This window comes from Pseudomonas sp. YNh, from assembly GCF_037993085.1.
Classification (GTDB): Bacteria; Pseudomonadota; Gammaproteobacteria; order Pseudomonadales; family Pseudomonadaceae; genus Aquipseudomonas; species Aquipseudomonas putida.
This window is the reverse complement of sequence record NZ_JBBMRJ010000010.1, coordinates 46,180-72,203: the sequence shown is the minus strand read 5'-3', so window position 1 is coordinate 72,203 and position 26,024 is coordinate 46,180. Positions and strand designations below refer to the sequence as shown.

Below are 26,024 nucleotides of genomic sequence, written 5' to 3'. Positions count from 1 at the left end.
GCAAAAAAAAACCCGCCGGAGCGGGTTTTTTTTACAACCGGTATCAGCCTTTGTAGGCAGCAACCGATTTGGTGATCGCAGCACGGGCGGCGTCAGCGCCATCCCAGCCTTCGATCTTGACCCACTTGCCCTTCTCGAGATCTTTGTAGTTGGCAAAGAAGTGCTCGATCTGCTGGATCAGCAGGGCTGGCAGGTCGGTGTATTCCTTCACGTCGACGTACAGCTGCGACAGCTTGTCGTGAGGAACAGCGATGACCTTGGCGTCACCGCCGCCGTCGTCGGTCATGTTCAGGATGCCAACCGGACGGGCGCGGATAACCGAGCCTGGCGCTACCGGGTAAGGGGTAACCACCAGCACGTCCAGCGGATCACCGTCGTCAGCCAGGGTGTTCGGGATGAAGCCGTAGTTGGCTGGGTAGAACATCGGGGTAGCCATGAAACGGTCGACGAACAGGGTGTCGCTGTCCTTGTCGATCTCGTATTTGATCGGCGCGTGGTTGGCCGGGATTTCGATGGCGACGTAGATGTCGTTCGGCAGGTCTTTGCCCGCCGGAATCTTGCTGTAGCTCATTGGGCAGTGCCCCCGTGTTTGACCAAAAAAGTGGCGGCGATTATAGGCACATTCTGCCGGGGCATGCCACGCCTGGCCGGATGTGCGGCCCCGTCAGGCGTGGCTTTCGCGGTACTCGGGGTGTTCGGCCTGCAGCCGAAGCAGCCGCGCCAGCGGGTCTTGCCGGTAGAACTGCGACAACTGGTGGTAGACCCGTGGATAAGCCTGATGCAGCAGGTCGGGGGCACTAAAGAAGTATTCGCTGGTTACAGCAAAGAACTCCGCCGGGTTTTCCGCGGCATACGGGTCGATGGCGGTTTCGGCGTCGGGGTTGTTGTCCAGCTGGCGGTTGAGGTCGTCGTAGGCCTGCTGCATGGCCGTTGCCCACTCATCCACCGGCATGCCGCTGTGCAGCGGCGGCAGGCCGTTGGCATCGCCATTGAGCATGTCGAGCTTGTGCGCCAGCTCATGGATGACCAGGTTGTAGGCCTCCCAGCCACCGCTGGCCAGCACGCCGTTCCAGGCCAGGATGATCGGCCCCTGTTGCCAGGCCTCGCCGCTGTGCTCGCCGTCCCACACGTGCTCCACGCCACTGGCATCGCGGTGGCGCTGGGGGCTCTTGAAGTCGTCGGGGTACAGGATGATTTCGTGGAAGCCCTGGTACCAGTTCAGCTCGCCCAGGTGCAGCAGCGGCAACTGCGCCTGGGCGGCCAGCAACAGGCGCTGCTCGTCGTCGGGTTCGACACCTGGCAGGCAGGTGAGGTGCTTGTCGAGCAGGAACAGGATGCAGGCTTCGCGCAGCCAGTGGTCTTCGTCGTCGCTGATGCCGTCCAGCATGGGCAGGCGCTCGCGCACGGCCTGCCACTGCTTTGGCTCGATGGGGTAGCGCGCCAGTGCGCGCTTGCGCCGCCAGGCGCTGAACGACCACATGACTGCTGTTCTCTAAGTGTTCAGTGAGCCTTGGCCGCACGGCCCATGCGGCCGCGCAACAGGCCGAGGATCATCGGTACCAGCGACAGGATGATGATGCCCACCACCATCAGCGACAGGTGCTGCTTGATGAATGGCACGTTGCCGAAGAAGTAGCCCAGGGTGACCAGGCCGCCGACCCACAGGATTGAACCGGCAACGCTGAAGCCCAGGAAACGTGGGTAATGCATGTGGGCGATGCCGGCGACGAACGGTGCGAAGGTGCGCAGGATGGGCAGGAAGCGCGCGAGCGTCACGGTCTTGCCGCCATGGCGTTCATAGAACTCATGGGTGCGCTGCAGGTAGTCGCGGCGGAATATTTTCGAGTTGGGGTTGTTGAACAACCGCTCGCCAGCTGTTCGGCCGATCACGTAGTTGGTGCTGTCGCCCAGGATTGCGGCAGCCATCAACAGGCCAGCCAGCAGCACCGGGTCCATACCGCCACCCGCCGCTACGGCGCCAGCGATGAACAGCAGCGAGTCGCCCGGCAGGAAGGGCATTACCACCAGCCCGGTTTCGCAAAAGATCACGGTGAAAAGGATGGCGTAGATCCAGGGACCGTAATTGGTGACCAGCAGATCGAGGTAGGCATCGAGATGCAGGATAAGGTCCAACGGGTTGAAATCCATGTACAGCACCTGTGTTCTTGGGCGTAGGCTGGGTTACCTGGGGATGGGTAAATTTTCACACATGACAGGTGGGGCATTATACGGCGAAGTGAAGATCATGCCCGGGGAGTTTGTAGCGGGGGGTTACGGTGAAAGGCCTGGATAGTTGTATCGACTGTACCGGCCTCATCGCCGGCAAGCCAGCTCCCACAGGTTGACCACTAGCTCAGGGCAGTAGTTGACCTGTGGGAGCTGGCTTGCCGGCGATGAGGCCGGGGCAGGCATGAGGGTCAATCCTGGCTGATGGGAAGGATGTAGCTCTTGAACTCGGTATCTTCACGAAACCCGATGGATTCGTAGGTCTTGTGCGCTACCTCATTGTTCGCGCTGGTCGACACCCGCATGCGCACGGCGTTGGTCTCTTTGGCCATTTTCTTCGCTTCACGCATCAGGTGGTCGGCCACCAGCATGCGCCGCGAGTCTTCGGCCACGTAGATGTCGTTGAGAATCCACACGCGCTTGAGCGACAGCGACGAGAAGCTCGGGTAAAGCTGGCAAAAGCCCATCAACTTGCCGTCATCATCATCGGGAAGTGCCAGGTAGATCACTGAATCATCCCGCTTCAGGCGCTTTTCCAGGAAGCTGCGCGAGCTGTCGGGGTAGGGGAGCTGCCCGTAGAACTCACGGTATTTGACGAACAATGGCGTGAGCAGGTCGAGGTGTTCCAGGGTTGCCTTGATGATGCGCATGTGCGGCCCTCAGAGTCCATTTAGGGAAACAGCGGAATGCCAGCGGCTTACAAGGGCATGCTGCCCAATGTGCGTCACAAGTGCAATCCGCCTTCCGTGACATGTTGTTTACTCTTTGCCGAGCAGGAAGTTGCCCTTCTGGTTACCAGTGTGCTCACTTTCCAGGCTATGGACCTCGGCTTCGTCCTTGAGATTCACTCCGGAAAGCTGCCGACGGCAGGCTTCGCGCATCAGGTACAGCAGGCGGTGCGCCGCCATGCCATAGCTCAACCCCTCCAGGCGGATGTTGGAGATGCAGTTGCGGTAGGCATCGGTCAGGCCGACTTTTGGCCCGTAGGTGAAATACAGGCCAAGGCTGTCGGGGGAGCTCAGCCCCGGGCGTTCGCCGATCAGCATCACGGTCATCCGTGCGCCCAGCAGTTCACCGACCTCGTCAGCCACTGCCACGCGGCCCTGCTGCACCAGCACAACCGGGGCGCTGGTCCAGCCGTCAGCGGCGGCCTGTTCCTCGAAACGGACCAGGAACGGCAAGGTGTGGCGGTGCACCGCCAGCGCCGACAGGCCATCGGCGACCACAATGGCCAGGTCGACGCCGCCGGGGTTGGCCTGGGCATGCTGGCGCAGGGTGGCAATCGACTCTTCGTTCAGGCGCCGGCCCAGGTCCGGGCGCTGCAGGTACTGGTGGCGGTCAGTGGCAGCGCTGTGCAGCACGAGGCTTTCGCGCCCGCGGTCACCCAGCTGGGTAGCCAGGCCGGCATGGTCGAAGGCCAGGTGCACGGCATCGCGGGCCTGGGCATGGGCGAACTGGAAGTCCAGCTGCGCCCCGGTCGGCAGGCTGGTACCAGCACGGCCCAGGGCGATGCGCGCCGGGGTCAGGTTGCGCAGGGCCAGCCAAGGGTTGTCGGGGGTAGGCGTGCGATGGTCCATGGTCATCCCTATGCAAGCTGTGCCAAGGCCTGGCGGAAGGCCGGTGGCAGGTTGTCACCAAAGCGCACCCGGCCATCGGCCTGGGTGAAGATGCCGGTGCGGGCCAGCCATGCCTCGAATTCCGGCCCGGGCTTCAGGCCCAGGGTCTGGCGCGCGTACAGCGCGTCGTGGAACGAGGTGGTCTGGTAGTTGAGCATGATGTCGTCGGAGCCGGGGATGCCCATGATGAAGTTGATCCCGGCCACCCCCAGCAGGGTCAGCAGGGTATCCATGTCGTCCTGGTCGGCTTCGGCGTGGTTGGTGTAGCAAATGTCGCAGCCCATCGGCACGCCCAGCAGCTTGCCGCAGAAGTGGTCTTCCAGGCCCGCGCGGATGATCTGCTTGCCGTTGTACAAGTACTCCGGGCCGATGAAACCGACCACGGTGTTGACCAGAAACGGCTTGAAGTGGCGGGCCACGGCATAGGCGCGGGTCTCGCAGGTTTGCTGGTCGACGCCATGGTGGGCGTTGGCCGACAGTGCGCTGCCCTGGCCGGTTTCGAAATACATCAGGTTTTGCCCGAGGGTGCCGCGTTTCAGCGACAGGCCCGCTTCGTAACCCTCCTGCAACACGTTCAGGTTGATGCCAAACCCGGCGTTGGCCGCCTCGGTGCCGGCAATGGACTGGAACACCAGGTCCAGCGGCACGCCACGGTTGATCGCCTCGATCGAAGTGGTGACATGGGTCAGCACGCAGGCTTGGGTGGGGATGTCGTAGCGCTGGATGATGGCGTCGAGCATTTCCAGCAGGGCACAGATCGAGGCGATGCTGTCGGTGGCCGGGTTGATGCCGATCATCGCGTCGCCGTTGCCGTACAGCAGGCCGTCAAGAATGCTGGCGGCGATACCGGCCGGCTCGTCGGTCGGGTGGTTGGGCTGCAAGCGCGTAGACAAGCGCCCGCGCAAGCCCATGGTGCCGCGGAACCGGGTGACCACGCGAATCTTCTGCGCCACCAGCACCAGGTCCTGCACGCGCATGATCTTCGACACGGCCGCAGCCATTTCCGGCGTCAGCCCTGGCGCCAGGGCGCGCAGGCTGTCTTCATTGGCCTCTTCGCTCAGCAGCCAGTCGCGCAGGCCGCCCACGGTCAGGTGGCTGACCGGGGCGAAAGCCTGGGCATCGTGGGTGTCGATGATCAGCCGGGTGACTTCATCGGCTTCGTAAGGGATCAGGGCTTCATTGAGGAAATGGGTCAGCGGGATATTGGCCAGCGCCATCTGCGCAGCGACACGCTCGCCGTCATTGCTGGCCGCGACGCCTGCCAGGAAGTCCCCCGAGCGGGCCGGGCTGGCCTTGGCCATCACGTCCTTGAGGCTGTCGAAGCGGTAGACCAGGTGGCCTACCGTGTGTACGAAACTTGCCATACAGAATCTCCAGAGCCGCGGGTTGCCCCGCGGCGGGTGGCGGCAATCAGTGCAAGGCCTCTTCGGCCTGCTGGATGGCGGCGAATTCCTCTTCCGGCGTGCCCGCGACCAGGTGGTGGCGGCTGTAGAAAGCAAAGTAGGCAATTAGTACCGCATAGATCACTGCGGCGCCAATTACCACCCGTGGGTCGACCAGGAAGCCGGCAACCACGGCGATGCACGCCAGCACCAGTGCCACGCCCGAAGTGAAGATGCCACCGGGGGTGCGGTACGGGCGCTCCATCTTCGGCCGGCGGATGCGCAGGGTGATGTGCGCGGCCATCATCAGCACATAGGACAGCGTAGCGCCGAACACCGCCACCAGGATCAGCAAGTCGCCCTGGCCGGTCAGCGACAGGGCAAAGCCAATGATGCCGGGGATGATCAAGGCCAGTACCGGGGCCTTGCTTTTGTTGGTCTCCGACAGTTTGCGCGGCAGGTAGCCGGCACGGGACAGGGCAAAGATCTGGCGGGAATAAGCGTAGATGATCGAGAAGAAGCTGGCGATCAGCCCGGCCAGGCCGACCAGGTTGACGAAGCCGCCCATCCAGGTGCTGCCGCCGTAGGCCTTGGACAGCGCTTCGACCAGCGGGTTGCCGGATGCCTTCAGCGCTTCGGAGCCTGCACCACCGGGGCCGACCACCAGGATCAGCAGGGCGAAGGCCAGCAGTACCAGCATGGCGCCGATCAGGCCGCGTGGCAGGTCACGCTTGGGGTTCTTGGTTTCTTCGGCGGCCAGCGGCACGCCTTCGACGGCAAGGAAGAACCAGATGGCGTAAGGGATGGCCGCCCACACGCCGACATAGCCGAACGGCAGGAAGCTGCTGGCGCCTACTGCGTCCGTTTTGGCGATGTCGAACAGGTTGGCTGCATCAAAATGGGGCACCATGCTCACCAGGAACACCGCCAGGGCGATGGCGGCGACGGCGGTGATGATGAACATCAGTTTCAACGCTTCACCCACACCGAAGATGTGGATGCCGATGAACACGATATAGAACGCCAGGTAGATCACCCAGCCGCCGATGCCGAACAGTGACTCGCAATAGGCGCCGATGAACACGGCGATGGCAGCGGGCGCAATGGCGTATTCGATGAGGATTGCCGTGCCGGTCAGGAAGCCGCCCCATGGGCCGAACGCACTGCGGGCAAAGCCGTAGCCGCCGCCTGCGGTGGGGATCATCGACGACAGCTCGGCCAGCGAGAAGCACATGCACAGGTACATGGTGGCCATCAGCAAGGTGGCGAGGAACATGCCGCCCCAGCCGCCCTGGGCCAGTCCGAAGTTCCAGCCGGCATAGTCGCCGGAGATGACATAGGCCACGCCCAGGCCGACCAGCAGTACCCAGCCGGCGGCGCCTTTTTTCAGTTCACGTTGCTGGAAATAGTCCGACCCGACTTTTTCGAAGTCGACGGAAGAGCCTGCCGGCGAGCCGGCGGAATGATCGCTTGGCATAGATTCACCTGTTGTTTTTCTTGGTGGCCGGAAGGGTTCGGGCCGATGGTGATGTGTACTGCAGGAAGCGAGCCAGAGCGGTTGGTGCACGGTGCCGCTCTGGGTTTTGTGTAGATCAGGTCCGGCCTCTTCGCGGGCTTGCCCGCTCCCACAGGTGTTGCATCGGTTCTGGAAGCAACGATGAACCTGTGGGAGCGGGCGAGCCCGCGAAGGCCGCGACGCGGTTTAGAAGAAGCCCAGCGGGTTGATGTCGTAGCTCACCAGCAGGTTCTTGGTCTGCTGATAGTGATCCAGCATCATCTTGTGGGTCTCGCGGCCGACGCCGGACTTCTTGTACCCGCCAAACGCGGCATGCGCGGGGTACAGGTGGTAGCAGTTGGTCCACACACGCCCGGCCTTGATCCCGCGGCCCATGCGGTAGGCACGGTTGATGTCACGGGTCCACACGCCGGCACCCAGGCCGAACTCGGTGTCGTTGGCAATCGCCAGTGCTTCGGCTTCGTCCTTGAAGGTGGTGACGCTGACCACCGGGCCAAAGATTTCTTCCTGGAACACGCGCATCTTGTTGTTGCCCTTGAGCAGGGTCGGCTGGATGTAGTAACCGGTGGCCAGCGAGCCTTCCAGCTTCTCGACCTTGCCGCCGGTCAGCAGCTCGGCGCCTTCTTCCTGGGCGATCTGCAGGTACGAGAGAATCTTCTCGAACTGCTGCTGCGAAGCCTGGGCGCCGACCATGGTGTCGGTGTCCAGCGGGTCGCCGCGCTTGATCTGCAGCACCTTCTTCATCACCACTTCCATGAACTGCGGGTAGATCGACTCCTGTACCAGGGCACGCGACGGGCAGGTGCACACCTCGCCCTGGTTGAAGAACGCCAGCACCATGCCCTCGGCAGCCTTCTCGATGAAGCTTGGCTCGGCCTGCATGATGTCTTCGAAGTACACGTTCGGCGACTTGCCGCCCAGCTCGACGGTGGACGGGATGATGTTTTCGGCCGCGCATTTCATGATGTGCGAGCCCACCGGGGTAGACCCGGTGAAGGCGATCTTGGCGATACGCTTGCTGGTGGCCAGGGCTTCACCGGCTTCGCGGCCGTAGCCTTGCACCACGTTGAGTACGCCAGGTGGCAGCAGGTCGCCGATTACTTCCAGCAGCACGGTGATGCCCAGTGGGGTCTGCTCGGCAGGCTTGAGCACCACGCAGTTACCGGCGGCCAGCGCAGGCGCCAGCTTCCAGGCCGCCATCAGGATCGGGAAGTTCCACGGAATGATCTGCCCGACGACGCCCAGCGGCTCGTGGATGTGATAAGCCACGGTCCCTTCATTGATCTCGGCAGCGCCGCCTTCCTGGGCGCGGATGCAGCCGGCGAAGTAGCGGAAGTGATCGACGGCCAGCGGAATGTCGGCGTTGAGGGTTTCGCGGACAGGTTTGCCGTTGTCCCAGGTTTCGGTAATGGCCAGCAGTTCAAGGTTCTGCTCGATGCGGTCGGCAATCTTCAACAGCACGTTGGAGCGGTCCTGCACGGAAGTGCGGCCCCAGGCGTCGGCAGCGGCATGGGCAGCGTCGAGCGCTTTATCGATGTCTTCGGCAGTGGAGCGGGGGAATTCGGCAATCAGTTTGCCATTCACCGGGGACGTATTCTCGAAGTACTGCCCCTTGACCGGAGCTACGAACTCGCCACCGATGTAGTTGCCGTAGCGGTTCTTGAAGGAAACCTTCGCGCCGTCGGTACCGGGATGTGCGTAACGCATGGTGTGTCTCCTGGCTGTTATGTTTGTTGAGGAGTTGAGAAGCGTAGAGCAAAGGTTGGGCCAGCGTTGGGCACCCCAGGCAAATCAATGATTTAGGTCAGTTGCCCGGCCCCGGTGAGCGGCCGTTGTGCCAGGGCCGGTACACGCGGGGGTGACACTTTGTGCCATTTGCGACACGTCACGGCAGGCTGCATTGCAAAGCCTTCCCGGGTGGAGGATGCTGATGTGACTCTCTATCTGCAGAGAACTACAACAATGCAGAGCAATCATTTCAGTCGCCATGCCCAGCAAGTCCATACCGTTGCCCATGGTGGCGCCGGGGAGGGCGGCAGTGACCCGTCTATCGCCCGCTCCTGGCTGCGTTGCCTGGAGGACTACCACCTCGACCCTGCGGTGATCGCGGCCCCGGTGGTGCTTGAGCACGGGCGCCTGCTGGAAAGCCGCGAGCGCCTGCGCCAGGTGCTGCAAATTGCCGACCCTGAAATGAACAGCCTGCACCAGCAGCTTTCCGGGGCCGGCCACGCGGTACTGCTGACCGACGCCCGTGGGGTAATCCTCAACTGCGTCAGCGCGCCCACCGAGCGGCGCAGCTTCGAGCGTGCCGGGCTGTGGCTGGGCGCCGACTGGAGCGAAGCGCGCGAGGGCACCAACGGCATCGGCACCTGCCTGGTCGAGCGCCAGGCCCTGACCATCCACCAGAACGAGCACTTTCGTGGCCGCCATACCGGCCTGACCTGTTCGGCGAGCCCGGTGTTCGACCCGCATGGCGAACTGCTGGCGGTGCTTGACGTATCGTCGGCCCGGCCCGATGTTTCGCGCCAGAGCCAGTTCCACACCATGGCGTTGGTCAACCTTTCGGCGAAGATGATCGAAAGCTGCTATTTCCTTCGCCATTTCGAGCAGCAGTGGCTGCTGCGTTTCCACCTGCAGGCCGAGTCGGTCGGCCTGTTCAGTGAAGGGCTGCTGGCCTTCGACGGTGACGGGCGCATCTGCGCGGCCAACCAGAGCGCGCTGAACCTGCTGGGTACTGTGCGCGGTGGCGTGCTGGGCAAACCCATGCAGCGCTTCTTCGCCTGCAGCCACGACGAATTGTTCAACCGCGCCATGCCCGCTGGCAGCACGGTATGGCCGCTACACACCCTGGACGGCCGCCAGGTGTTCGCCAGCCTGCGTGGCCAGGCCCGTACGCCGGTATGGTCAGTGCCCACCGCCTACCGGCAGCCCGTTCGCGAGGTGGAACCGGCCATCTGCCTGCTCGACCCGGCGTTGCAAAACGATTTTCGCCGCTGCGTGCGGGTGTTCGAGCGTGACGTGCCGTTGTTGCTGCGCGGCGAAACCGGTTGTGGCAAGGAGGCGTTCGCCCAGGCCGTGCACCAGGCCAGCGAGCGGCGCGGCAAGCCGTTTGTCGCCATCAACTGCGCCTCGATCCCGGAGAGCCTGATTGAAAGCGAGCTGTTCGGTTACCGCGGTGGCAGCTTTACCGGCGCACGCAAGGAAGGCATGCGCGGCAAGCTGTTGCAGGCTGACGGCGGGACCTTGCTACTGGACGAGATCGGCGACATGCCGCTGGCCCTGCAAACCCGCCTGCTGCGGGTGCTGGAAGAGCGCCAGGTGGTGCCGATCGGGGGTGAACCGCAAGCGGTTGACGTGCGCATTGTCAGCGCTACCCACCGCCACCTGCTGGAACGGGTGGAGCAGGGCAGTTTCCGCGAGGACCTGTATTACCGCCTGAATGGCCTGGAGGTAGCGTTGCCGGCGGTGCGCGATCGCAGTGACAAGGCGCAGTTGCTGGACTTCCTGCTGCGTCAGGAGGCGCAGGGGCATCGGGTCGAGCTGGAACCCAGTGCGCGCCAGGCGCTGCTGGACTTCACCTGGCCGGGGAACGTGCGGCAGATGCGCAATGTGCTGCGTACATTGGTAGCGCTTTGCGAAGATGCCCGAATCATGTTCTCGGATCTCCCCGCCGTCGTCCGCGAGGGCTCTGCCCTCGATCGCCGGCAAGCCAGCTCCCACCCCGATCACACTGGCTTCAAGCCATTTGTAAATCCAAGGGGATCCGGCTTGCCGGTGGCAGGGCCAGAACAGGCGCTGGAAGGCAGTTGCACCTACAGGGTAAATAGGGCTTTCGAAGCTGACGCTGCACCTGTGGGAGCTGGCTTGCCGGCGATAGGGTCGGCAGCGTTGAAAGAGGCCGAGCGCCATGCGCTGCTGGCGACCCTGGAGGCAAAACACTGGCACCTGACCCGCGTCGCCGAGCACCTGGGCATCAGCCGCAATACCTTGTATCGAAAACTGCGCAAACACGGCATCACCAGGGCCGACTGAGCGAAACAGCGGGTGCGATTTGTCGCGCCCTGGGCTACCCTGCCTCGATGTTTTGCGAGGTCGACCATGCATATTCACATTCTCGGTATTTGCGGCACTTTCATGGGTTCGCTGGCAGTGCTGGCCAAGGAACTTGGCCATCGCGTCACCGGCTCGGACGCCAACGTCTATCCCCCGATGAGCACCCAGCTCGAAGCCCAGGGCATCGAGCTGACCCAAGGCTATGACCCAGCCCAGCTGGACCCGGCGCCAGACCTGGTGGTCATCGGCAATGCCATGTCGCGGGGCAACCCGGCAGTGGAGTACGTGCTGAACAAGGGCCTGCCTTATGTGTCCGGCCCGCAATGGCTGGCTGACCACGTGCTGCAAGGCCGTTGGGTACTGGCCGTTGCCGGCACTCATGGCAAGACCACCACCAGCAGCATGCTGGCCTGGGTGCTGGAACATGCCGGCATGAGCCCGGGCTTCCTGATTGGTGGTGTGCCGCAGAACTTCTCCGTGTCGGCGCGCCTGGGCGACACGCCGTTCTTCGTGGTCGAAGCCGATGAATACGACAGCGCCTTCTTCGACAAGCGCTCGAAGTTTGTCCACTACCACCCACGTACCGCGATCCTCAACAACCTTGAGTTCGATCATGCGGACATCTTCCCGGACCTGGCCTCGATCGAGCGGCAGTTCCACCACCTGGTGCGCACCATCCCGGGTGAAGGCCTGGTCATTCACCCCACCACCGAGCACGCGCTGGAGCGGGTCATCGGCATGGGCTGCTGGACCCCGGTGCAGACGACCGGCGAAGGTGGCCAGTGGCAGGCGCGCCTGCTCAGCCCCGACGGCTCGCGTTTCGAAGTGCTGTTCGAGGGCGAGGCGCAGGGCGTTGTGGACTGGGCAATGACTGGCCAGCACAACGTCGCCAACGCCTTGGCTACCTTGGCAGCGGCCCGCCATGTTGGCGTGGTGCCGGCCATGGGTATCGAAGGCCTGAGCGCCTTCAAGAGCGTCAAGCGGCGCATGGAAAAGGTTGCCGAAGTACAGGGCGTGACCATCTACGATGACTTCGCCCACCACCCGACCGCCATCGCCACCACCCTCGACGGCCTGCGCAAGCGCGTTGGCGAGGCGCCGGTGATTGCCGTGATCGAACCACGCTCCAACTCGATGAAGCTCGGCGCCCACCGTGACGGTTTGCCGGAAAGCGTCAACGACGCCGATCAGGTGATCTGGTACGCCCCGGCCAACCTCGGCTGGGACCTGGCCGCCACTGCGGCGAAGTGCAACGTACCGAGCGTGGTGGCCGACAGCCTCGACGCGATCATCGAGCGGGTCAAAGGTCAGGCACGCCCGGGCACCCACGTGGTGATCATGAGCAACGGCGGCTTCGGTGGCCTGCACGGCAAGCTGGCCGAGGCCCTGAAGTGAGCGGGCCGGAACGCATCACCCTGGCCATGACTGGCGCCTCGGGCGCCCAGTATGGCCTGCGCCTGCTCGATTGCCTGGTGCGCGAGGACCGTGAGGTGCATTTCCTGATCTCCAAGGCCGCGCAACTGGTGATGGCCACCGAGACCGACGTGGTGCTGCCGGCCAAGCCCCAGGCGATGCAGGCATTCCTTACCGAATACACCGGCGCCGCCGATGGGCAGATCCGGGTGTATGGCAAGGAAGACTGGATGTCGCCGGTAGCCTCCGGCTCTGGCGCCCCGGCGGCGATGGTTGTGGTGCCCTGTTCCACCGGCACCCTGTCGGCGATTGCCACGGGGGCCTGCAACAACCTGATCGAACGCGCTGCCGACGTTACCCTCAAGGAGCGGCGCCAACTGATCCTGGTGCCGCGCGAAGCGCCGTTTTCCACCATCCACCTGGAGAACATGCTCAAGCTGTCGCAAATGGGTGCGGTGATCCTGCCGGCGGCGCCCGGCTTCTATCACCAGCCGCAGACCATCGACGACCTGGTCGACTTTGTCGTGGCGCGCATTCTCAACCTGCTGGCCATTCCCCAGGACATGTTGCCGCGCTGGGGCGAGCACCACTTCGGGGTGGATGATTGAAGCGAGCGCTGTTGGGTGTGGCGGCGCTGGTGATGCTGGGTGGCTGCGCCACGGTGCGCACGCTGGATGCTGCAAAACCTGGGGCGCCGGTGGTGTATGCCGGTACCCGGCTGGATTTGTACGTGATCAATGGCGGGTGCTGCCCGCGCGATCATTACGGGGCTGATGCACCGGCGTATCCACGCCTGGACCTGCCCGGCAGCATGGTGCTCGATACGCTGTTGTTGCCGTTGTCATTGCTGACTGCGGCCGGTGTCGGCTTCCAGGCCACCGGCGGCCTGTGATGGCCATTTCGCGGGCTAGCCCGCTCCCACAGGATTGTGTGGTCCTCAGTTGATCACAGTACCTGTGGGAGCGGGCGTGCCCGCGAAGAGGCCCTTTCAGGAAAAGCTTATATCTTGCCCAACTTGCGAAGCTCGTCCGACTCCACAATCCGCACCCCGTCTTCTTCCTCCAGCGCCAACCGCCACAAGGCCCGGGCCAAGGTACACGCCTCAATCCCCCGGTACTTGCCAGGTATCAACCTGGAAAACGGCGAAACCAGTTGTTCTGCCAGCCGTGGCTCGATCCGCTCGCCCAGCAGCAACGACGGCCGCACGATGGTCAGTTGCGGCCAGTCCTGGGCCTTGAGCGCCTCTTCCATCTCGCCCTTGACCCGGTTGTAGAAAATCGACGATTTCGGGTCGGCGCCCAGCGCACTGACTACCAACAGATGCCGCGCGCCCATCTCCCGGGCACGCTTGCTGAACGCCACTACCATGTCCAGGTCCACTGCGCGGAAGGCCGATTCGGAGCCGGCCTGCTTCAGTGTGGTGCCCAGGCAGCAGTAAGCGATATCGACCCGCCCGGCCAGCTGTGGAAGGAATACCGCCGGGTCGCCCACCGGGTTTTCCAAGTGCGGATGCTCGGCCAGCGGCCGGCGGGTAGGCGCCAGTACGCGGGTGATGGTGGGTTCGTTGAGCAGGCGGTCCAGCAGGTGTTCACCGGTCAGGCCGGTAGCACCGGCAAGCAGGACATGCTGAGGCGTCAAATACATGATGTCTCTCCCTTGTTACACACAAGTCTAGTGGCTGCCAGGTGTTTTTGCCTGTACCCCCACGTTGGCCTGTGCGGCGTTACGCAATGCTTCTTCGGCCTGTTGCCGGCGCAGGTGCTGCCAGTGTTCCAGTACTGCTGGCGGTGCCCACAGCTGCGGCTCCGAGGCCTCGAAGCCTTCCCTTTGTTCTCTTTCGGCAACGCTGGAGCGTGCCAGTTCAAACGCCTGTTTCAGGTCGTCGGTCTGGTTCAGTGCTTCTGCGAACAACGCATCGCCAAAGTAGGTGAAGTCGGCTTCTTCCGAGCACCCGAAGGATACGCGGTCGGCCCGGGCGGCGGTCATGATCACCGTGCGATCGTCCTTGAGCGGGGCGATGTAGCCCCCTGAATAGCAAGCCGAGATGACGATTACCTTGTCGCGGTCCTTCAATGGCGCCAGGGCAGTGGCCAGTTCGTCGGCAGAAAGGTCGGCCAGTTGCAGGCGCGGCTGGTCGAGCACCAACTGATGGTCCTGGCTGCCATGGCTGGTGAGGTAGATGAACACCAGGTCTTCGGGGCCGCTGCGTTCGGCCAGGGTACTGGCGGCGCGGGTGAGGTTCTCGCGGGTGGCCATGGGGCGGGTGGCCATGTGGTCACGATGGTTGACCAGGGTCACCTGGCCGCGGGCGCCAAAGCGCACCTTGAGCATGTTGCTGACGTAGTCGGCTTCGCGCAGGAAAACGCTTTGCTGGCCATCGCCGGCCACCACCAGGCTGTACAGCTGGATGGGCGGCGTTGAGCGCGGTACCCGGGCCAGCGACTCTTCAAGCAGCCGGCCCTGGTTGAGCAGGGCCAGGTCCAGTGGGTCGGGCAGCAGCTTGCCTTTCTGGTCGCGTACGCGCACACCGTTGGCCCAGGTGCCACCTTCGACCTGGCCGCTTGGCAAGGTCAGCTGGCCATGGCCATGGTAGGCATCGTTCAGGAAACCGCCGACGTAGATGCTGCCGTCGGCCAGTTGCAGGCTGCCCCGGCCCGACAGGCGCCAGTCGACGAATTCGCCCTTGTAGTGGCTGCCGTCACTGCCCAGCAGTTCGCCTTCACCCATCAGCGCGCCGTCCTTGAATTCGCCGATCCATACATCGCCATCGGCGTTTTCGTAGCGGCCTCGGCCTTCCAGGCGATTGTCCTTGAACTCACCGATGTACTGCTCGCCGTCGACGCTGTCGTACGTGCCGCTGCCTTGCAGCTGGCCGTTGACGAAGCGCCCACTGAACTGGTTGCCGCTGGCATCGCTGCGCACCCCGGCGCCGTTGGGCTTGCCCTTGGCGAACAGGCCCTGGTAGCGGCTGCCGTCGGCCAGTTCCAGCTCGCCTGCGCCATCGTACAGGTCGTCCTTGAACTGGCCGCGGTAGGTCTGGTCGGCTTGCTTGAGCGTGCCTTCGCCGTCGCGGCGGCCGTGCTTGAAGGTGCCGCCATAGTGGCTGCCCGGCGTGGTCAGGTCGCCCAGCCCCTGGAACAGTCCCTCGGCGAACTGGCCACGGTACACCTCGCCGTTCTGGCCATGCCATTCGCCCTGGCCATGCCACTGGCCGTCCTTGAAGCCGCCGGCGTACCAGCTGCCGTTGGGGTAATCGATACGGCCCTCGCCCTGCAGCAGGCCATCAACCACCTGCCCCCGGTAACGCCCCCCGTCGGGCAGGCGTGCGTCCGGCGCAAGCAGCGATTCGCCATCGCCACAGGCGGCGAGCAGCAGGACCAGGGTAATGGGGAGCAGTGGACGCATGGCGAGGACCGGGCAATAGGTCTGCCGAGTATGACGCAGAATGGGATCCTGAGACAGCTAGGGCAAGGCTTGTACGGCGCCTGAAGCTCACGCGGCCCCTGTGGGAGCGGGCGTGCCCGCGAACACCGGCGAAGCCGGTGCCATCCACCGCGGCGCATTTTTCGCGGGCAAGCCCGCTCCCACAGGATTCTGCACTGCCCCGGGGTCTTGTGCAGTACCTGTGGGAGCAGGATGTTGCTGCAGTCAGCGCACGCCCGGTGAAACGATGATCTTCACGTTCTCCTCTTTGTTGTTCACCAGTTCCTCGAAGCCCAGCTCGACAATCTGCTCCAGCCCGATCCGCCCGGTCACCAGCGGGCGGATGTCCAGCCTGCCATCTGCGATGAAGGCAATCACATCGGCAAACTCGCCGTTGTACGCCAACGCTCCCAGCACCTGCTTCTCGGTGGACACCAGCTCGAAGAAGTTGAACTCGCTGGGTTCTTCGAAAATGCCCACCAGCACACATTTACCTGCCTTGCGGATGGTGTCGATGGCCAGCTTGGCCGTGTGCTTGTTGCCGATGCACTCAAAGCTCACATCCGCCCCCAGCCCGGCGGTCAGCGCGCGGATTTCCTCCAGGGCGTCGCACTGGCTGGGGTCCAGCACCACGCTTGCACCCACTTCCTTCGCCTTGGCTTTACGCGCCGAAGACATCTCCAGGGCGATTACCTTCGCCGCCCCTGCGGCTTTGGCGCACATGATGGTGCACAGGCCGATGGTGCCGGCGCCAACCACCACAACAGTTTGCCCGAGCAGGCTGCCGGCCTTTTTCACCGCGTGCATGCCCACCGCCAGCGGTTCGATCAGTGCCCCTGCTTCTGCAGGGAAGCCTTGCGGCAGCCGGTACAACAGATTGGCAGGCACGTTGACCAGTTCGGCGAAGGCGCCGTTGTTCATCAGGCCGGTGAAGGCCAGGCGTTCGCAGATGTTGTACAGGCCGTGGGTGCAGTAATAGCAAGTGCCGCAATGCTGGCAGGCGTCAGCCGCCACGGGGTCGCCCACCGCGAACCCTTCCACACCTTCACCGAGCTTGGCGATCTGCCCGCAGAATTCGTGGCCGAGGATGCACTGGCCCTGGATGCCGGTCAGCGGGTGAGGGGCCTCCACCGGGATGAATACCGGGCCGGCGACGTATTCGTGCAGGTCGGAGCCGCAGATGCCGCACCAGTCCACCTTGATCTGTACCCAGCCGGGCGCAGGGTCGGCTGGCAAAGGCACCTGTTCGACGCGAATGTCGTTGCGGCCATGCCAGACGGCGGCGCGCATATGGTTGTGGCTCAGGTCATTCATTGTTGTTCTCCAGGCTCACGGATAGGGCTTAGTGCTTGCGCAGGAATGCAAGCAGTTGCTGGTTGACCTGTTCGGCCGCCTCCATCTGCACCATATGCCCAGCCTCGGGCAGCACCAGTACTTCTGCCTCCAGGCCTCCGGCATGGCTGGCCGGGATGATTGCGTCCTTGCCGCCCCACACCACCAGTGCCGGATGCTGCCCCAGCACCCCGCGCAGGTCGTGGCGCTGGCGGTCGCCGTCGGCAATGGCTGATGCCAGCTGGCGCAAGGCGTCATCAACACCTTCCAGGCGCTTGAACTTGAGCATGTCCTCCAGCATTTGCCGGGTGACCAGCGCCGGGTCGGCAAACAGTTGCACCATCTGCGGTTTGAGGGCGTTGCGGTTGGCGGCGGCGACGAAGCCTTGCAAGTACTGCCCGTTGATCGCTTCGCCCAGGCCGGCACTGGCGACCAGGCTGAGGCTGGCCACCCGCTGCGGCGCCAGGCGTGCCACGTTGAGGCTTACCGCGCCGCCCATGGAATGGCCCGCCAGGTGGGCCTTGGCGATGTCCAGGTGGTCGAGCAGGGCCAGCACGGTTTCGCTCAGTTCATCCAGGTCGCCCCGTTGCAGCGCCTTGGCCGACTCGCCGTGCCCCGGCAGGTCGAGGGCGATCACGCGGCGTTCAGCGGCCAATGCCGGGTGGTTGAACAGCCAGTTGTTGAGGTCGCCGCCAAAACCGTGCACCAGCACCAGCGGCGTGCCGCCTTCCCCCAGCTCGAACCAGCGCAACAGGCGGCCACCCACCTCTGCCTTCTGTGGGGCCGGCCCCTGGGCCTGATCGGCGCCCCCTTCGGCGACGAACTCGGCCTGGAAGCGCTGCACCAGCGCATCGATTTCGGCTTCTTCGGCTTCGCCTTCCACCACCACGGCCAGCAACGCGCCCACTGGCAGGGTTTCATCCGGCTTGGCCACCTGGCGGCGCAACACGCCACTGAACGGGGCTTCGACGCTGCTGCTGATCTTGTCGGTCTCGACGTCCAGCACCTCGTCACCCTTGTTGATTTCGTCACCTTCCTGCTTGAGCCAGGTATCCACCCGGCCTTCGGTCATCGACAGGCCCCACTTGGGCATGGTCAGGGTATGGATCTGGCTCATGCGGCACTCCTTGCGGCTTCGATCACCTTGCGCACGGCTGCTTCGATCTTCGCCGCGTCAGGGATGTACAGGTCTTCCAGGGCATCGGAGAACGGCACCGGGGTGTGGGGTGCAGTGACCATCTCGATCGGGCCCTTGAGTGCGCCGAAGGCCTTCTGCGCCACCAGCGCGCTGATGTCGGTGGCCATCGAGCAGCGCGGGTTGGCTTCGTCGATCACCACCAGCCGACCGGTTTTTTCCACACTTTCAAGAATGCTGTCTTCGTCCAGCGGGCTGGTGGTGCGCAGGTCCAGCACTTCGCAGTCGATGCCCTGGCGGGCCAGGTTGTTGGCGGCTTCAAGTGCTACATGGACCATGCGGCCATAGGTGACCAGGGTCACATCGTCGCCATCACGCAGGAAGTTGGCCTCACCGAACGGCACGGTGTACACCTCTTCCGGCACCTCGCCCTGCATGCTGTACAGCAGCTTGTGCTCACAGAAGATCACCGGGTCGTTGTCGCGGATCGCCTGTATCAGCAAGCCCTTGGCATCGTAAGGGGAAGAAGGGCACACCACCTTCAGGCCGGGGATGTGCGTCCACAGCGAGGTGAGCATCTGCGAGTGCTGGGCGGCCGCACGCAGGCCGGCGCCGTACATGGTGCGCATCACCAGCGGGGTGACCGCCTTGCCGCCGAACATGTAGCGGAATTTGGCGGCCTGGTTGAGGATCTGGTCCAGGCAGCAGCCGGCGAAGTCCACGAACATCAGTTCGCACACCGGGCGCAGGCCTTGGGTGGCGGCACCGACGGCAGCGCCGACGTAGCCGATTTCCGACAATGGAGCGTCCAGCACGCGGCCGGGGAACTGGTGATACAGGCCCTTGGTCACGCCCAGCACGCCACCCCAGGCGTCCTCCTCGCCGGGCGCACCGGCACCGCCGGCGACGTCTTCACCAATGATGAACACCGTGCTGTCGCGGCGCATTTCCTGGGCCAGGGCTTCGTTGATGGCCTGCTGGTAGCTGATCTTTCTTGCCATGGTGGTTCTCCTGTTGTTCTTGTAATCCGCGGCTCAGGGGTAGCTGACGTAGACGTCGGTGAGCAGGTCGGCGGGCTGTGGCTTGGGATCGGACTTGGCGCGGCGCACGGCGTCTTCGATCAGGTCCTCGATGCGCGCGTCTATGGCGTCCAGTTGCTCGGCAGTGAGCAGGCCGGCGCGGGTGGTCTTGTTGCGGAACTGCATCAGGCAGTCGCGGGATTCGCGCAGGTTCTTCACTTCATCCGGCGCGCGGTAGGTTTGCGCATCGCCTTCGAAGTGCCCGTAGTAGCGGCTGAGCTTGACCTCGATCAGTGACGGCCCTTGCCCGGCACGGGCGCGCTCGATGGCGGCGCCCGCGGCCTCGTACACGGCAAAGAAGTCGAAGCCGTCGATGGTGACGCCCGGCATGCCGAAGCCGGCTGCGCGGTCGGCAATGTGGTCGCAGGCGACGGACCAGTTGGAGGCTGTGGCCTCGGCGTAGCCGTTGTTCTCGGCCACGAAGATGCACGGCAGGTTCATGATCGACGCCATGTTCATGGCCTCGAACACGGCGCCTTCGTTGGAAGCGCCATCGCCGAAGAAGGCCACCGACACGTCATCACGGCCCTTGAGTTTGGCTGCCAATGCCGCCCCGGCCACCAGCGGTGCACCGGCGCCGACGATGCCGTTGGCACCGAGCATGCCTTTTTCCAGGTCGGCAATGTGCATCGAGCCGCCTTTGCCGCCGCACACGCCGGTTTTCTTGCCATAGATCTCGGCCATCATGCCGTACACATCCACCCCCTTGGCGATGCAGTGGCCATGGCCGCGGTGGGTCGAGGCGATGCAGTCGCTGTCGCGCAGGTGGGCCATGACCCCGGCGGCGGAGGCTTCTTCGCCGGCGTACAGGTGGACGAAGCCGGGGATCTCGCCAGTGGCGAATTCCACGTGCAGGCGTTCTTCGAAGGCGCGGATGGTGCGCATCACTTCATAGGCATGCAGCAGTTGTTCGGTACTGAGTTGATTGGACATCTTGTTGTTCTCCAGGGTTGTCTCAACGCGGGTTTGCAGGGTGCAACCGGTGGCCGCGCGGGACGGCCAGCAGGTGATGGCGGGCGGCATGCGCCAGGACGGCCTCGACATCCACGCTCAGCGGGCCTTGGTGGTCGAGGGTGATGGTGGGCGTGTCGTGCTCGGCGAATTCGATTTCGCGCTCGCCGTCCAGGGCCAGGGTGCCGCTGGCCAGGCTCAGGCGATGGGCGACGCCGGGCGTCAGCGGGCCGCTGGCGGTGATGCCGCAGCCTTGCAGCAGGCCGGGCGCCAAGGGGGCGAGCAGCGCCTGTTCGGCAGCGGGGTTCAGGCGTACCCAGGCGCCGTGCGGGTCCTGGCGCGACACCGGGCACCACAGCCCGCACAAGGCTGACAGGCCAATGGCATGGGGTTCGGCGAAGCAGGCAAAGACTTCGCTCAAGTCTTCGCTGCGGCTGAGTGCACGGGCACCGATGAAGCGCTGGGGCGATACCGCCACTTCCACCAGGGCCCATTCGGCAAGCTGTTGCTCGGGCACTTTCACCAGCAGGCGCTTGTTGCGGCGCAGGCCGATGCTGGCCGGTACCTGGGCGCTGGCGAGCAGGCCGCCGGCCAGGCCCGCACTGGTAGCTTCACGCAGTTCGGGGAAGGCATTGTTGGTGCCGGTGGACAGCGTCAGCAGCGGTATGTCACCGGCCTCGGCAGCGACTGCCTTGTGGGTGCCGTCGCCACCGAGCACGGCGATCATCGCCACGCCACGCTCGACCATGCGCCGGGTGGCCAGGCGGGTATCGGCAACGGTCTGGGTCAGCGGCAGGTCGAGTATTTCGATGGTCGGCCAGTGCTGCTCACGGGCGCCGGGGCCCTGGCTGGCCTTGAGCACGGCGGCGGCTATGCCGGTCATGTCGCTGGGCAGCAGCACCTGGCCGATGCCAGTGGCTCCGAAGGCCGCCAGCAGGCGCTGGATCGCCGAGGCCTTGTCGGTGCTCGAATAGAGCCCGGCATTGGCGGTCAGGCGGCGCAGGTCGCGGCCAGAAGCAGGGTTGGCAATGATCCCGACGGTCGGGGCGGGTAGCGGCATGGCGCACCTCGTATTTTTGTTTGCAAGGGCAGGAGCAAGCGCGGTGCCAGCTTTTCGTGGCGGGGCTGAAACGGCCGTGCCAGAGCGGTTTTGTAGCACTCAGGCAGGTGCTGATTGCGCTGCTGGCGAGACGCCGGGTGCCAGCGCGGGGCCTGGGTTGGCGAGACGCTGAGACGCAGCGTCTCAAGCCGGCCGGTAATCACACAGTGCTTGTCGGGGCATGCGTGGAAGCGCTTAATGGCCGGACAACGATAAAAACAGCAACGAGAACCGGAGGGCCTGAATGCTTGCCGCGAACTCCCGAGCCCATGTCGACTGCGTCAGCCGGGTGCTGAAGAACGCCGACCGCCTGCCACAGGCGCCGGTGCCAGCGCTGATCCTCGATTCATGGCGCCGTTCCATGGAGCTGTACCGCCTCGACCCCGGGTCCCAGCAGGGGCCGCGCATCCTGTCCCAAAGCCTGCTCAACGAATGCCGCGAACGCGCCGAGCTGTTTCTGCGCATCGCCAGCGATGCCGTGGCACGCCTGCACGAGCGGGTGCGCGGCGCCGACTACTGCGTGCTGCTGACCGATGCCCAGGGGCGCACCATCGATTACCGGGTCGAATCGGCCATCCGCAATGACTGCCGCAAGGCCGGGCTGTACCTGGGCACCTGCTGGTCGGAGGGCGAGGAGGGCACCTGCGGGGTAGCGGCGGTGCTGACCAGCAAGGCCCCGGTCACGGTGCACAAGCGCGATCACTTCCGCGCAGCCTTCATCGGCCTGACCTGCACCGCGGCGCCGGTGTTCGACCCGCAGGGCGAGTTGCTGGGGGTGGTGGATGTCTCGGCCTTGCAGTCACCCGACGACCGCCGCAGCCAGCACCTGATCCGCCAGTTGGTCGAGCAGACTGCCCGTGAAATCGAAAACGCCTTCTTCATGCACAGTGCCCAAGGCCACTGGGTAATGCGTGCCCACGGCACCCCGGGTTATGTGGAGAGCCAGCCCGATTACCTGCTGGCCTGGGATGCCGATGGCCGCTTGCAGGCCATCAACAGCCTGGCGCGGCAACGGCTGGTGCAGCACTTGGGGCGCTTGCCCGAGCACATTGGCGAACTGTTCGACATGGGCCAGCTACGGCGCGTCAACACGTCGTCCGCCCAGCGCCTGCCGGGCCTGGGTGGGCTGTATGGCCGGGTCAGCGCCCCGCAGCAACGCCAGCGCGCGCAGCCCTTGCAGCAGGCGCAGGACGCGCGCATCGAGCATCATCTGCGGCTGGCCACGCGGGTCAAGGACTGCAGCCTCGCAGTGCTGGTCCAAGGCGAAACCGGGGCCGGCAAAGAAGTGTTTGCCCGCCAGCTGCACCAGCAAAGCCAGCGCCGCGACGGGCCATTCGTCACCCTGAACTGCGCCGCCATCCCGGAAAACCTGATCGAGAGCGAACTGTTTGGCTATGTAGCCGGGGCCTTTACCGGGGCTTCCAGCAAAGGTATGCAGGGGCTGTTGCAGCAGGCCGATGGTGGCACCCTGTTCCTTGACGAAATCGGCGACATGCCGCTGAACCTGCAAACCCGCCTGCTGCGTGTGCTGGCCGAAGGCGAAGTGGCGCCGCTGGGTGCAGCACGGCGCGAGCGGGTGGATATCCAGGTGATCTGCGCCACCCACCGCGACTTGGCGAAGATGGTGGCGGAGGGCCGTTTTCGCGAGGACCTGTACTTCCGTCTGGCCAATGCCCGGTTCGAGCTGCCGCCGCTGCGTGAGCGCGAGGATCGCTTGGGGCTGATTCACCAACTGCTGGCCGAGGAGGCGCAAGCGTGTTCGGTGGAGGTGGTGTTGGCGGATGCTGCGTTGCAGTCGCTGCTGCTTTACCGCTGGCCGGGGAACCTGCGCCAACTGCGGCAGGTGTTGCGTTATGCCTGTGCGGTGAGTGAAGGCGGGCAGGTGCAGTTGCAGGATTTGCCGCAAGAGGTGCGCGGTGATGCGGTTGTTTCGGTTGAAAGCGGCGTGTCCTGCCCGGCCCGGCAGTTGTTGCTGGATGCACTGATCCGCCATCGCTGGAAACCGGCCGATGCAGCACGGGCGTTGGGTATTTCGCGGGCTACCTTGTATCGGCGTGTGCATGAGCACTGCATCGAGATGCCGCGGATGAAGGGGTAGGGCCCTGGGGCTGCGCTGCAGCCCAATCGCCGGCAAGCCAGCTCCCACCCCGACCGCATCGGCCTCAAGCCATGCGCAGTACCTGTGGGAGCTGGCTTGCCGGCGATGAGGCCCCGACAGGCAATAAAAAACCCCGGAACAAGTCCGGGGTTCTGGTACATCACACTATTCGATCAATGCTCGTTTGCCAGCTTGTGTTCGAGGTAGTGAATGTTGACGCCGCCTTTGCAGAAGCCTTCATCACGCACCAGGTCGCGGTGCAGCGGGATGTTGGTCTTGATGCCGTCGACGACGATCTCGTCCAGGGCATTGCGCATGCGTGCCATGGCTTCGTCGCGGTCCTTGCCGTAGGTGATCAGCTTGCCGATCAGCGAGTCGTAGTTCGGCGGAACCGAATAACCGCTGTACAGGTGCGAATCGACGCGAACGCCGTTGCCGCCTGGGGCGTGGAAGTGCTTGACCTTGCCTGGGCTCGGGATGAATTTCTTCGGGTCTTCGGCGTTGATCCGGCACTCCAGCGAGTGGCCACGGATAACCACGTCTTCCTGGCGGAACGACAGCTTGTTGCCAGCGGCGATGCTCAGCATCTCCTTGACGATGTCGATACCGGTAACCATCTCCGACACCGGGTGTTCAACCTGCACGCGGGTGTTCATCTCGATGAAGTAGAAGCGGCCGTTCTCGTACAGGAACTCGAAAGTACCGGCACCACGGTAGCCGATCTCGATGCACGCATCGACGCAACGCTTGAACACTTCCTGACGGGCTTTCTCATCGATACCCGGGGCTGGTGCTTCTTCCAGTACCTTCTGGTGACGGCGCTGCAGCGAGCAGTCGCGGTCGCCCAGATGGATGGCGTTGCCCTGGCCGTCGGACAGTACCTGCACTTCCACGTGGCGTGGGTTGGTCAGGAACTTCTCCAGGTAGACCATCGGGTTGCCGAAGGCGGCACCGGCTTCGGTACGGGTGAGTTTGGCCGAGGAAATCAGGTCCTCTTCCTTGTGCACCACGCGCATGCCGCGACCACCACCGCCACCGGCGGCCTTGATGATCACCGGGTAGCCGACGTCACGGGCAATCGCCAGGGCGACTTCTTCGTCTTCCGGCAGCGGGCCATCGGAGCCCGGTACGGTCGGTACGCCCGACTTGATCATCGCGTCCTTGGCCGAAACCTTGTCGCCCATCAGGCGAATGGTGTCGGCTTTCGGGCCGATGAAGGCAAAGCCGGACTTTTCCACCTGCTCGGCGAAGTCGGCGTTTTCCGCCAGGAACCCGTAACCCGGGTGAATGGCGGTAGCGCCTGTCACTTCGGCCGCAGCGATGATCGCCGGGATGTGCAGGTAGGAATCTTTGGACGAAGCAGGACCAATGCAGACCGACTCGTCTGCCAGGCCCAGGTGCATCAGTTCGCGGTCGGCCGTGGAGTGCACGGCGACGGTCTTGATGCCCAGCTCTTTGCAGGCACGCAGGATCCGCAGGGCAATTTCCCCGCGGTTGGCGATCAGGACTTTTTCCAGCTTCCCAGACATCGTTGGCTCTCCGCGAATCAAACGACGGTGAACAGCGGCTGGTCGAACTCAACCGGCTGGCCGTCTTCTACCAGAATGGCGTCGATGACACCGCCAACATCGGCTTCGATGTGGTTCATCATCTTCATGGCTTCAACGATGCACAGGGTGTCGCCTTTCTTCACGGACTGGCCCACTTCAGCGAAGTTCGGCGAGGTCGGCGAAGGCTTGCGGTAGAAGGTACCTACCATTGGCGAGCGGATCACGGTGCCTTTCAGGGCCGGGGCAGCGGCAGCGGCTTCGGCGACTGGAGCAGCAGCGGCAACCGGGGCAGCAGCAGGGGCAGCGGCCATCGGTGCTGGTGCGTAGAACTGCTGGGCAGCTGGAGTCTTGCTGTGACGGCTGATACGGACCGACTCTTCGCCTTCCTTGATCTCCAGTTCGTCGATGCCAGACTCTTCCAGCAGCTCGATCAGTTTCTTGACTTTACGGATATCCATTAATCATCAACTCCCAAAGGTTCGGTCAGGGGGCGAAATACAAAAAAACGTATCGGAAACGTTTCTCTCGAACCCCGGCCCACTTAGGCCAGGGTTTTCATCATTTGGGCTGTGCGTTGGCAGCCAGTTGTTCCAGCGCGGACTCCAGGGCCAGGCGATAACCGCTGGCGCCCAGGCCGCAGATCACCCCTACGGCAACATCGGAAAAGTAGGAGTGGTGACGGAACGGTTCGCGTTTGTGCACGTTGGACAGGTGCACTTCGATGAATGGGATGCTCACCGCAAGCAATGCGTCACGTAATGCGACGCTTGTGTGGGTGAAAGCAGCCGGATTGATCAGGATGAAGTCCACACCCTCGTTGCGTGCGGCGTGAATGCGGTCGATCAGTTCGTATTCGGCATTGCTCTGCAGGTACTGCAGATGGTGGCCCGCGGCGCGGGCACGTTGCTCCAGGTCCTGGTTGATCTGGGCCAGGGTTACGGCGCCGTAATGGCCAGGCTCGCGAGTACCGAGCAGGTTGAGGTTTGGGCCGTGGAGCACCAGTAGCGTTGCCATCTGCGGATTCCTTGGATTTGTAGGGCAATTCGACACAGCGCGGCGAGTGTGCCGTAAAGCAACGGCAAGTGTCCAGTTCCCGGCAATAGCCAGCACGATGTCCGAGATTCGCGCGAAGTATGTGACCAAATAATTAA

23 protein-coding genes are annotated in these 26,024 nt (G+C 64.0%); 5 read left to right on the top strand and 18 right to left on the bottom strand.

Annotation, left to right across the window (positions count from 1 at the left end):
- Positions 1-43: 43 nt before the first annotated feature.
- From ppa to exaC, 8 genes are all read right to left on the bottom strand, one after another.
- Entirely contained in the window at positions 44-571 is a 528-nt protein-coding gene (gene ppa, locus WF331_RS12815) for an inorganic diphosphatase (protein WP_016497835.1), read from the bottom strand.
- A 93-nt stretch (positions 572-664) separates the two neighbouring features.
- Positions 665-1,480, bottom strand: a complete 816-nt coding sequence (locus tag WF331_RS12810; RefSeq protein ID WP_016497836.1) for a M90 family metallopeptidase — start codon at positions 1,478-1,480, stop codon at positions 665-667.
- 20 nt (positions 1,481-1,500) lie between these two features.
- Positions 1,501-2,148, bottom strand: coding sequence for a DedA family protein (locus tag WF331_RS12805; RefSeq protein WP_340622972.1), 648 nt, complete (start codon positions 2,146-2,148; stop codon positions 1,501-1,503).
- 269 nt (positions 2,149-2,417) lie between these two features.
- Complete coding sequence (locus tag WF331_RS12800; RefSeq protein WP_229609765.1) at positions 2,418-2,876, bottom strand: GNAT family N-acetyltransferase; 459 nt, start codon at positions 2,874-2,876, stop codon at positions 2,418-2,420.
- Positions 2,877-2,984: 108 nt separating this feature from the next.
- Positions 2,985-3,803, bottom strand: a complete 819-nt coding sequence (eutC, locus tag WF331_RS12795; RefSeq protein WP_041167957.1) for an ethanolamine ammonia-lyase subunit EutC — start codon at positions 3,801-3,803, stop codon at positions 2,985-2,987.
- An 8-nt stretch (positions 3,804-3,811) separates the two neighbouring features.
- Positions 3,812-5,206 carry an ethanolamine ammonia-lyase subunit EutB gene (locus tag WF331_RS12790; protein ID WP_016497840.1) on the bottom strand — a complete coding sequence of 465 codons (1,395 nt, stop codon included), beginning with the start codon at positions 5,204-5,206 and terminating at the stop codon, positions 3,812-3,814.
- Positions 5,207-5,252: 46 nt separating this feature from the next.
- Complete coding sequence (gene eat, locus WF331_RS12785; RefSeq protein WP_049277561.1) at positions 5,253-6,701, bottom strand: ethanolamine permease; 1,449 nt, start codon at positions 6,699-6,701, stop codon at positions 5,253-5,255.
- A 225-nt stretch (positions 6,702-6,926) separates the two neighbouring features.
- The gene (gene exaC, locus WF331_RS12780; RefSeq protein ID WP_016497842.1) at positions 6,927-8,447 is read right to left on the bottom strand and encodes an acetaldehyde dehydrogenase ExaC; all 1,521 of its coding nucleotides are present in this window, start codon (positions 8,445-8,447) and stop codon (positions 6,927-6,929) included.
- Between the two features lie 255 nt (positions 8,448-8,702).
- Between exaC and WF331_RS12775 the strand changes: the two genes are divergently transcribed.
- The 4 genes from WF331_RS12775 (at position 8,703) to WF331_RS12760 (ending at position 13,098) form a co-directional block, all read left to right on the top strand.
- Positions 8,703-10,772 (top strand): sigma-54-dependent Fis family transcriptional regulator, encoded by a 2,070-nt coding sequence (locus WF331_RS12775; protein ID WP_284364895.1) that lies wholly within the window; start codon positions 8,703-8,705, stop codon positions 10,770-10,772.
- Between the two features lie 66 nt (positions 10,773-10,838).
- Positions 10,839-12,188, top strand: a complete 1,350-nt coding sequence (mpl, locus tag WF331_RS12770) for a UDP-N-acetylmuramate:L-alanyl-gamma-D-glutamyl-meso-diaminopimelate ligase (protein WP_284364897.1) — start codon at positions 10,839-10,841, stop codon at positions 12,186-12,188.
- Positions 12,185-12,814 carry a flavin prenyltransferase UbiX gene (gene ubiX / locus WF331_RS12765; RefSeq protein WP_019472370.1) on the top strand — a complete coding sequence of 210 codons (630 nt, stop codon included), beginning with the start codon at positions 12,185-12,187 and terminating at the stop codon, positions 12,812-12,814. The genes mpl and ubiX overlap by 4 nt, the downstream gene beginning before the upstream one ends.
- The gene (locus WF331_RS12760; RefSeq protein ID WP_041167543.1) at positions 12,811-13,098 is read left to right on the top strand and encodes a YceK/YidQ family lipoprotein; all 288 of its coding nucleotides are present in this window, start codon (positions 12,811-12,813) and stop codon (positions 13,096-13,098) included. The genes ubiX and WF331_RS12760 overlap by 4 nt, the downstream gene beginning before the upstream one ends.
- A 107-nt stretch (positions 13,099-13,205) precedes the next feature.
- Here WF331_RS12760 and WF331_RS12755 read toward each other — a convergent pair whose 3' ends face one another.
- The 7 genes from WF331_RS12755 to WF331_RS12725 form a co-directional block, all read right to left on the bottom strand.
- The gene (locus WF331_RS12755; RefSeq protein WP_016497847.1) at positions 13,206-13,850 is read right to left on the bottom strand and encodes an oxidoreductase; all 645 of its coding nucleotides are present in this window, start codon (positions 13,848-13,850) and stop codon (positions 13,206-13,208) included.
- A 27-nt stretch (positions 13,851-13,877) separates the two neighbouring features.
- Positions 13,878-15,611 (bottom strand): C13 family peptidase, encoded by a 1,734-nt coding sequence (locus WF331_RS12750; protein WP_284398766.1) that lies wholly within the window; start codon positions 15,609-15,611, stop codon positions 13,878-13,880.
- A gap of 243 nt (positions 15,612-15,854) precedes the next feature.
- Positions 15,855-16,919 carry a 2,3-butanediol dehydrogenase gene (locus WF331_RS12745; RefSeq protein WP_239669875.1) on the bottom strand — a complete coding sequence of 355 codons (1,065 nt, stop codon included), beginning with the start codon at positions 16,917-16,919 and terminating at the stop codon, positions 15,855-15,857.
- Between the two features lie 52 nt (positions 16,920-16,971).
- The gene (locus WF331_RS12740) at positions 16,972-18,078 is read right to left on the bottom strand and encodes an acetoin dehydrogenase dihydrolipoyllysine-residue acetyltransferase subunit (protein WP_284364910.1); all 1,107 of its coding nucleotides are present in this window, start codon (positions 18,076-18,078) and stop codon (positions 16,972-16,974) included.
- Positions 18,075-19,097 carry an alpha-ketoacid dehydrogenase subunit beta gene (locus tag WF331_RS12735; RefSeq protein WP_016497851.1) on the bottom strand — a complete coding sequence of 341 codons (1,023 nt, stop codon included), beginning with the start codon at positions 19,095-19,097 and terminating at the stop codon, positions 18,075-18,077. The genes WF331_RS12740 and WF331_RS12735 overlap by 4 nt, the downstream gene beginning before the upstream one ends.
- A 33-nt stretch (positions 19,098-19,130) precedes the next feature.
- The gene (locus WF331_RS12730) at positions 19,131-20,108 is read right to left on the bottom strand and encodes a thiamine pyrophosphate-dependent dehydrogenase E1 component subunit alpha (RefSeq protein WP_016497852.1); all 978 of its coding nucleotides are present in this window, start codon (positions 20,106-20,108) and stop codon (positions 19,131-19,133) included.
- A 22-nt stretch (positions 20,109-20,130) separates the two neighbouring features.
- Complete coding sequence (locus WF331_RS12725) at positions 20,131-21,186, bottom strand: ATP-NAD kinase family protein (protein ID WP_284364914.1); 1,056 nt, start codon at positions 21,184-21,186, stop codon at positions 20,131-20,133.
- Positions 21,187-21,469: 283 nt separating this feature from the next.
- Here WF331_RS12725 and WF331_RS12720 point away from each other — a divergent pair, with 283 nt between their 5' ends.
- Positions 21,470-23,323, top strand: a complete 1,854-nt coding sequence (locus WF331_RS12720) for a sigma-54-dependent Fis family transcriptional regulator (RefSeq protein ID WP_229609769.1) — start codon at positions 21,470-21,472, stop codon at positions 23,321-23,323.
- A 173-nt stretch (positions 23,324-23,496) separates the two neighbouring features.
- On the opposite strand, the gene accC is transcribed toward WF331_RS12720, so the two are convergent.
- The 3 genes from accC to aroQ all read right to left on the bottom strand — a co-directional run bounded on the left by accC (position 23,497) and on the right by aroQ (position 25,887).
- Complete coding sequence (gene accC, locus WF331_RS12715) at positions 23,497-24,852, bottom strand: acetyl-CoA carboxylase biotin carboxylase subunit (protein WP_012270325.1); 1,356 nt, start codon at positions 24,850-24,852, stop codon at positions 23,497-23,499.
- Positions 24,853-24,869: 17 nt separating this feature from the next.
- Positions 24,870-25,331 carry an acetyl-CoA carboxylase biotin carboxyl carrier protein gene (gene accB, locus WF331_RS12710; protein WP_016497855.1) on the bottom strand — a complete coding sequence of 154 codons (462 nt, stop codon included), beginning with the start codon at positions 25,329-25,331 and terminating at the stop codon, positions 24,870-24,872.
- A gap of 100 nt (positions 25,332-25,431) precedes the next feature.
- The gene (gene aroQ, locus WF331_RS12705; RefSeq protein ID WP_003255330.1) at positions 25,432-25,887 is read right to left on the bottom strand and encodes a type II 3-dehydroquinate dehydratase; all 456 of its coding nucleotides are present in this window, start codon (positions 25,885-25,887) and stop codon (positions 25,432-25,434) included.
- Positions 25,888-26,024 lie beyond the last annotated feature (137 nt).